This window comes from Pseudomonas sp. RW407, from assembly GCF_003176655.1.
Lineage (GTDB): Bacteria > Pseudomonadota > Gammaproteobacteria > Pseudomonadales > Pseudomonadaceae > Pseudomonas > Pseudomonas delhiensis.
The window spans coordinates 910,739-917,387 of the sequence record NZ_QGSL01000107.1; the positions used below are offsets into that span (position 1 = coordinate 910,739).

Below are 6,649 nucleotides of genomic sequence, written 5' to 3' on the forward strand. Positions count from 1 at the left end.
TTCCAGCACCGAGCCGATCTGCTCGCTGCTGGCCGCCAGGCCTTCGACCTGGGTCATCGCCTGGCTCATGTCGCGGGCCAGTTCGTCGATGGCGCGGGTGGTCTGGTCGATCACCGCCAGGCCGTCGCGGGTGGCACCGTCGGCGCCGCGGGCGGCATCGGCGGCTTGCGCGGCGCTGTTGGCCACGTCGTGGGCGGTGGCGCTCATTTCCTGGGAGGCGGTGGCCACCTGCTCGATCTCGCGGAACTGCTGCTGCATGCCGGCGCTGGTCTGGGTGGACAGCGCGGCGGACTGGTCGGCGGTGGCGCGGGCGTCCTGCACCGAGGCCTTCACGTCGCGGATGATCGGCTGCAGCTTGTCGAGGAAGCGGTTGAACCAGCCGGCCAGCTCGCCCAGTTCGTCCTGGCCCTGGTACTTCAGGCGTTGGGTCAGGTCGCCCTCGCCGCTGGCGATGTCGCGCAGCATGCCGGCCACGCCGAGGATCGGGCGGGTCACGCCGCGGGCGGTCAGCCATACGAGCAGCAGGCCGAGGAGCGCGGCCAGCAGGCCCAGGCCGAGTTCGACGACGGTGCCCTGGGTGCGTTGCTGGTCCAGCTCCTGCTGCAGCTTCACCGCCGGGCCCTGCAGGGCCTGCAGCGGCACGTCGATGAGCACGCCCCAGGCCTCGGCCTCGGGGATCGGGCGCAGCGGTTGCAGGGCGCGCAGCTCGCCGTCGTGTTCGAGGATCTTGTGCTGGCCGGCGCCGAGCAGTTGCAGCAACTGCCCGCCCTGGGCGGGGTAGACCTCCTGCAGCTTCTTGCCGAGCTTGCCGGCGTCGGCGCTGTAGCCGGCGAGCAGGCCGGCGGGGCTGATGATGGCGACGCGGCTCTGGCCCTCGTAGAGTTCCTGGCTGCCTTCACGGGCGATTTCCTGCAGGCGGTCGAGGGCGATGTCCACCCCCAGCACGCCGACCAGCTTGCCGTCGACCTGCAGGGGCAGGGCGATGCTGGTCATGAGGATCTTGCGGTTGCCCACTTCGTCGACGTAGGGCTCCAGCACGCAGGTCTTGCCGGCGGCCTTCGGGCAGGTGTACCAGGCGTTGTAGGCCGCGCCGCTGGGGCCGGGGCTGGTGTCGGCGAGCATCTTCTCGTCCATCGGCTCGGCCTCCAGCTGGCCGGGGGTGGCCTGTGCCCAGTATTGCGAGAAGCGCCCCTTCTCGTTGCTGCCGATCTCGGTGCGGCCCTCGGCCTGGGCGTCGCGGCCATCCAGGGCGTCGGGCTCGAAGGCCAGGTACAGGCCGAGCAACTCGGGGTTGGCCGCCACCGCATCGCGCATCTGCCGGTTCAGCTCCTCGCGCAGGGCCAGGGTATCCAGGCCGCGCTGGGCGGCGAGCTGGCGCATGGCCAGGGCCTGCCGGGCGAAGCTCTGCGCGTAGCGGTAGGCGTCGCTGAAGTAACGCTGGATGCGCATCGCCTGGATCTCGCCGCGGGCGCGCAGGCGGGCCTCGGCGGCGTCGTCCAGCATGCGGGTGCTGGATTCCTTCACCAGCGCGGTGCTGTGCTGCATGCGGTAGATCGACAGGCCGGCGAGCAGCGAAACCACGCCGAGCAGGCACAGGCCCGCGAGCAGGGTGATCTTCCACTGGATGGAGAGGCGACGAAAAGGCATGGGGGTGTCCTCTGCGGGAACCTTGGGGGTGTTCGGAAATATCGGCGGCTGTGCGATTTTCTTTACAGTCATCGCTGCCGTCCGTCGGCTGGGGCCCCTGGGAGCCAGGCGCGCGCCGGGTTGCACTTCGCCACCCATCTGCTGACTAATGTGCAGGCCACTCTCGGCAGATGGGATTGCACATGCTCGATTCGAAACTGGAAAACCGGACGTTCCTGATACTGCTGGCGGTGGTCAGCATCGCTTTCGCCTGGCTGCTGCTGCCGTTCTACGGCGCGGTGTTCTGGGGCACCATCCTGGCCATCATCTTCGCCCCCGTGCACCGCCGGCTGCAGGTGCGCCTGGGCGGGCGCAGGAACCTGGCGGCGCTGATCACCCTGAGCGCCTGCATCCTCATCGTGATCCTGCCGGTGATCTTCATCACCGGCTCACTGGTGCAGGAAGGCGCCAACCTCTACCAGAGCCTGAAGTCCGGCCAGCTGAAGCCCGCCGGCCTGGTGCAGCAGGCCTTTGCCGCCTTGCCGCCGTGGGCCCACCAATGGCTGGAGCGCTTCGACCTGGGTGACCTGTCGAGCCTGCAGGAGAAGCTCTCCAGCGGCGCCATGCAGGCCAGCCAGTTCGTCGCCACCAAGGCTTTCAGCATCGGCCAGAACACCTTCGACTTCGTCATCAGCTTCGGCGTGATGCTCTACCTGCTGTTCTTCCTGCTGCGCGACGGCCGCACCCTGGGCCGGCGGATCAAGCAGGCGGTGCCGCTGGACCACGAGCACAAGCAACACCTGTTCACCAAATTCACCACCGTGGTGCGCGCCACGGTGAAGGGCAACATCGCCGTGGCCGCCACCCAGGGCGCGCTGGGCGGGTTGATCTTCTGGTTCCTCGGCATCCAGGGTTCGCTGCTGTGGGGCACGCTGATGGCCTTCCTGTCGCTGCTGCCGGCCATAGGCGCGGGGCTGGTGTGGGTGCCGGTGGCGGCCTGGTTCCTGCTCACCGGGGCGATCTGGCAGGGCGTGGTGCTGATCCTCTTCTGCGTGCTGGTGATCGGCCTGGTGGACAACATCCTGCGCCCGATCCTGGTGGGCAAGGACACCAAGATGCCCGACTACGTGGTGCTGATCTCCACCCTCGGCGGCATGTCGCTGTTCGGCTTGAACGGCTTCGTCATCGGCCCGCTGATCGCCGCGCTGTTCATCGCCAGCTGGGACCTGTTCACCGGCCGCGAGGAACTGGAAGACCCGGCGGGGTAGGGGAGGGCTCGGTAATTATGAGCGCCGACCTTGCCGGCGGAGTCGCGGATAAGATCCGCTCCTACGCTCCAGGAAGCACGGCTTTTCGTAGGAGAACAATCCCGGCGCGTACGAACAGCGTTTCGCAGGCAACAAAAAACCCCGCCGAGGCGGGGTTTTTCATTACTGCTCTGGCTATCAGCCGACGGCGGCGATCGCCAGGCCGGAGTGCTGGAGGATGTCCAGCAGCGGCTGCGGGTACACGCCGAGGAAGAAGGCCAGCAGGGCGATGGCCACCAGCATGATGCCGCCGGCGCGCTGGGCCCAGTCCAGGGGCGCGTCGTGGCGCTTCATGTTCGGCTCGACCAGGAACAGGGTGACCATGACGCGCAGGTAGTAGTACAGGCCGATGGCGCTGCCCAGGACCAGGGCGCCGACCAGCCACCACAGGTGCGACTCGACGCCGCTGGCGATGACGTAGAACTTGCCGATGAAGCCGGCGGTCAGCGGGATGCCGGCCAGGGACAGCATCATCACGGTCATCACCGCGGTCAGCACCGGGCGGCGCCAGAACAGGCCGCGGTACTCGAACAGGGCATCGGCGTCGCGGCCGCCGTAGGGGGTGGACATCAGGGTGACCACGCCGAAGGCGCCCAGGGTGGTGACCACGTAGGTGGTCAGGTAGACGCCGACGGTCTCCACGGCCAGGCCGTTGCTGGCCACCACGGCGATCAGCAGGTAGCCCAGGTGGGCGATGGAGGAGTAGCCGAGCAGGCGCTTGAGGTTGCTCTGGGTCAGCGCCAGCAGGTTGCCGACCAGGATCGAGATGACCGCGATGACCGCCAGGGCGACGTGCAGCACGCCGCTGTGCAGGGCCGCCGGGGCGATCTGGAACAGGCGCAGCAGCACGGCGAACACGGCGACCTTGGCGGCGGTGGCGAGGAACGCCGCCACCGGGGCCGGGGCGCCTTCGTAGACGTCCGGGGTCCACAGGTGGAAGGGCGCCAGCGACAGCTTGAAGCCCAGGCCCACCAGCATCATGCCCACGCCGATGGTCAGCAGCGGGCTGTGCACGGTGCCTTCGGCCAGGGCGCTGCCCAGGCCGGCGAAGTCCAGGGTGCCGGCTTCGGCGTAGAGCATGGCCATGCCGAACAGCAGGAAGGCCGAGCCCGCGGCGGACAGCACGGTGTACTTGATGCCGGCTTCCAGGCTGCGCTTGTTGAAGAAGGCGTAGGCCACCATGCCGTAGACCGGTACCGACAGCAGTTCCAGGCCGATGAACAGGCCGGCCAGGTTCTGCGCCGCCACCAGCACCAGGCCGCCGGCGGTGGACAGCAGCAGGAGCAGGTAGAGCTCCTCGCGGTTGCCCGGGTAGCTCTCCATGTAGGCATGGGCGAGGGTCGAGCAGGCGAGGGCGGCGACCAGGATCAGCGCCGAGTAGAACAGCGCGAAGTTGTCGATCAGCAGCAGCGGGGTGACGACGATGGGTGTCGCCTTGATCGCCCAGAGGATCGAGACCAGCGCCAGGTTCAGGCCGATCATCGAGAGGGTGGCGATCAGGCGGTGATTGCGTTTCCAGGCGACCGCCAGCATCACCACCACCAGGGTGGCGCTGGTGATGAGCAGCGGCAGGAGCGCGATGAAGTGTTGGATCGTGAAAGTCATTTCGCGGCTACCGTGCGGCAAGGGTGGAAAGGGCGGCGTCGAACCACTGCTGCACACCATGCATGGTGGCGGCGGAGGTATCGAGGACCGGCTGCGGGTAGACACCGAGCAGGACCAGCAGGGCGGCGAGGCCCAGCACCATGCTCAGTTCGCGGGCGTTCAGGCCGGCGATCGGCGTGTCCGCCTTCGACGGGCCGAAGTAGGCGCGGTGGATCATGATCAGCGAGTAGACCGAGCCGAACACCAGGCCGAAGGTGGCGATGACGATGATCACCGGCACCACCTTGAAGGTGCCCAGCAGGATCAGGAACTCGCCGACGAAGTTGCCGGTACCCGGCAGGCCCAGCGACGCGGTGGCGAAGAACAGCGCCACGGCCGGCAGGTACGGGATGCGCGACCACAGGCCGCCCATCTTGCGCATGTCACGGGTGTGCAGGCGCTCGTACAGCTGGCCGCAGAGGATGAACAGCGCGGCGGCGGACAGGCCGTGGGCGATCATCTGCACCACCACGCCCTGCAGCGCCTGCGGGCTGCCGGAGTAGATGCCGATCATCACGAAGCCCATGTGCGACACGCTGGAGTAGGCCACCAGGCGCTTGATGTCGGTCTGCGCGAAGGACAGCAGGGCGCCGTAGAAGATGCCGATCAGGCCGAGGGTCATGGCGATCGGGGCGAACTCCGCCGAAGCGTTGGGGAACAGCGGCAGGGCGAAGCGGATCAGGCCGTAGGCGGCGGTCTTCAGCAGGATGCCCGCCAGGTCCACGGAACCGGCGGTCGGCGCCTGGGCGTGGGCGTCCGGCAGCCAGGAGTGCACCGGCACCACCGGCATCTTCACCGCGAAGGCGACGAAGAAGCCGAGCATCAGCAGCCACTCGACGTGCTCGCTCATCTGCGTCTTCAGCAGGTCGGCGTAGTTGAAGGTCAGCACGCCGGTGCTGTTGTAGTGCACGAACACCAGGCCGAGGATCGCCACCAGCATCACCAGGCCGCTGGCCTGGGTGAAGATGAAGAACTTGGTGGCGGCGTAGATGCGCGTCTTCTTGCCGTCGTCCGAGCTATGGCCCCAGAGCGCGATGAGGAAGTACATCGGCACCAGCATCATTTCCCAGAAGAAGAAGAACAGGAACAGGTCGACGGCGAGGAACACACCGATCACGCCACCGAGGATCCACAGCAGGTTCAGGTGGAAGAAGCCGATGCGGCGCTGGATCTCGTTCCACGAGCACAGTACGGACAGCACGCCGAGCAGGCCGGTGAGGGCGACCATCAGCAGCGACAGGCCGTCGATGGCCAGGTGCACGCTGATGCCGAAGCGCTCGATCCATTGCAGCTGGAACTGGGCGGTCCACTGCGGCTCGCCACCCGGCGCGGGCGCCAGGTGGAAGTCGCCGGTGTGCCACAGCCACAGGCTCAGGGCCAGGGTCAGGGTCATGGAACCCAGCGCGACCCAGCGGGGCAGGGTCTTGCTGGTGTACTCGGCGATCCAGCAGAGGAAGCCGCCGATGAAGGGGATCAGGATTAGCCAGGGCAGAATCATGACGGGCTCGATCTCTTTCGTGAATGCGTTAGGCCAGTAGCAGCGCGAGCAGCAGCACCGCGCCGCCGACCAGGGAAGCGGCATACCAGCGCAGGCGGCCGTTCTCGGTCAGGCTCAGAAGGGTGTGCCCACCGCGGGCGGACAGCGGCACCAGGACCAGGGTCTGGTCGATGGGGTCGCGGCCGAGCAGGCGGCAGATCAGCAGGTAGGGTTTCACGAACAGCTTGTCGTACAGCCAGTCGAAGCCCCAGGCGTGGTACCACCAGGTGCCGAAGAAGCGGCCCGGCGCGCTCTTGGCCAGGGCGCTGACGAAGCGGCGCTTGCCGAGGAACAGCAGGCCGGCCAGCAGGATACCGGCCAGGGCGATGGCGCCCGAGGCGATTTCCAGGCTGTGCTGGGCTTCGCCGCCGGCATGGCCGGCGCTTTCCGGCAGCACGCCGGAGAGCGGCGGGGTGATCAGCGCGCCGACGAAGGTGGACAGCACGATCAGCACCGACAGCGGCAGCCAGTGGCTGATGCCATGGCCGGCATGGGCCTCGGTCTTCTGCTCGCCGTGGAAGGCGATGAAGATCAG

At 67.8% G+C, this 6,649-nt stretch carries 4 protein-coding genes and 1 pseudogene; 1 reads left to right on the forward strand and 4 read right to left on the reverse strand.

What is annotated here, in order from left to right; translation table 11 throughout:
- A partial coding sequence (locus tag DK254_RS28250; protein WP_256595977.1) for a methyl-accepting chemotaxis protein occupies window positions 1–1,647 on the reverse strand: 1,647 nt, incomplete at its 3' end.
- Window positions 1,648–1,829: 182 nt separating this feature from the next.
- Between DK254_RS28250 and DK254_RS28255 the strand changes: the two genes are divergently transcribed.
- A complete protein-coding gene (locus DK254_RS28255; protein ID WP_109936475.1) occupies window positions 1,830–2,894 on the forward strand; it encodes an AI-2E family transporter in 1,065 nt (354 codons plus the stop codon).
- Window positions 2,895–3,071: 177 nt separating this feature from the next.
- Here the strand turns inward: DK254_RS28255 and nuoN are convergent, their stop codons facing one another.
- From nuoN to DK254_RS28270, 3 genes and pseudogenes are all read right to left on the reverse strand, one after another.
- A complete protein-coding gene (gene nuoN / locus DK254_RS28260; protein ID WP_109936476.1) occupies window positions 3,072–4,538 on the reverse strand; it encodes an NADH-quinone oxidoreductase subunit NuoN in 1,467 nt (488 codons plus the stop codon).
- A 7-nt stretch (window positions 4,539–4,545) separates the two neighbouring features.
- Window positions 4,546–6,075 (reverse strand): NADH-quinone oxidoreductase subunit M, encoded by a 1,530-nt coding sequence (gene nuoM, locus DK254_RS28265; RefSeq protein WP_109936477.1) that lies wholly within the window; start codon window positions 6,073–6,075, stop codon window positions 4,546–4,548.
- 28 nt (window positions 6,076–6,103) lie between these two features.
- Window positions 6,104–6,649 (reverse strand): annotated as a pseudogene (locus DK254_RS28270) (NADH-quinone oxidoreductase subunit L); the annotation flags it as partial.

Coding starts and splice junctions, on each gene's coding strand:
- DK254_RS28255 (WP_109936475.1), top strand. CDS start 1,830: ATGCTCGATTCGAAACTGGAAAACCGGACGTTCCTGATACTGCTGGCG.
- nuoN (WP_109936476.1), bottom strand. CDS start 4,538: ATGACTTTCACGATCCAACACTTCATCGCGCTCCTGCCGCTGCTCATC.
- nuoM (WP_109936477.1), bottom strand. CDS start 6,075: ATGATTCTGCCCTGGCTAATCCTGATCCCCTTCATCGGCGGCTTCCTC.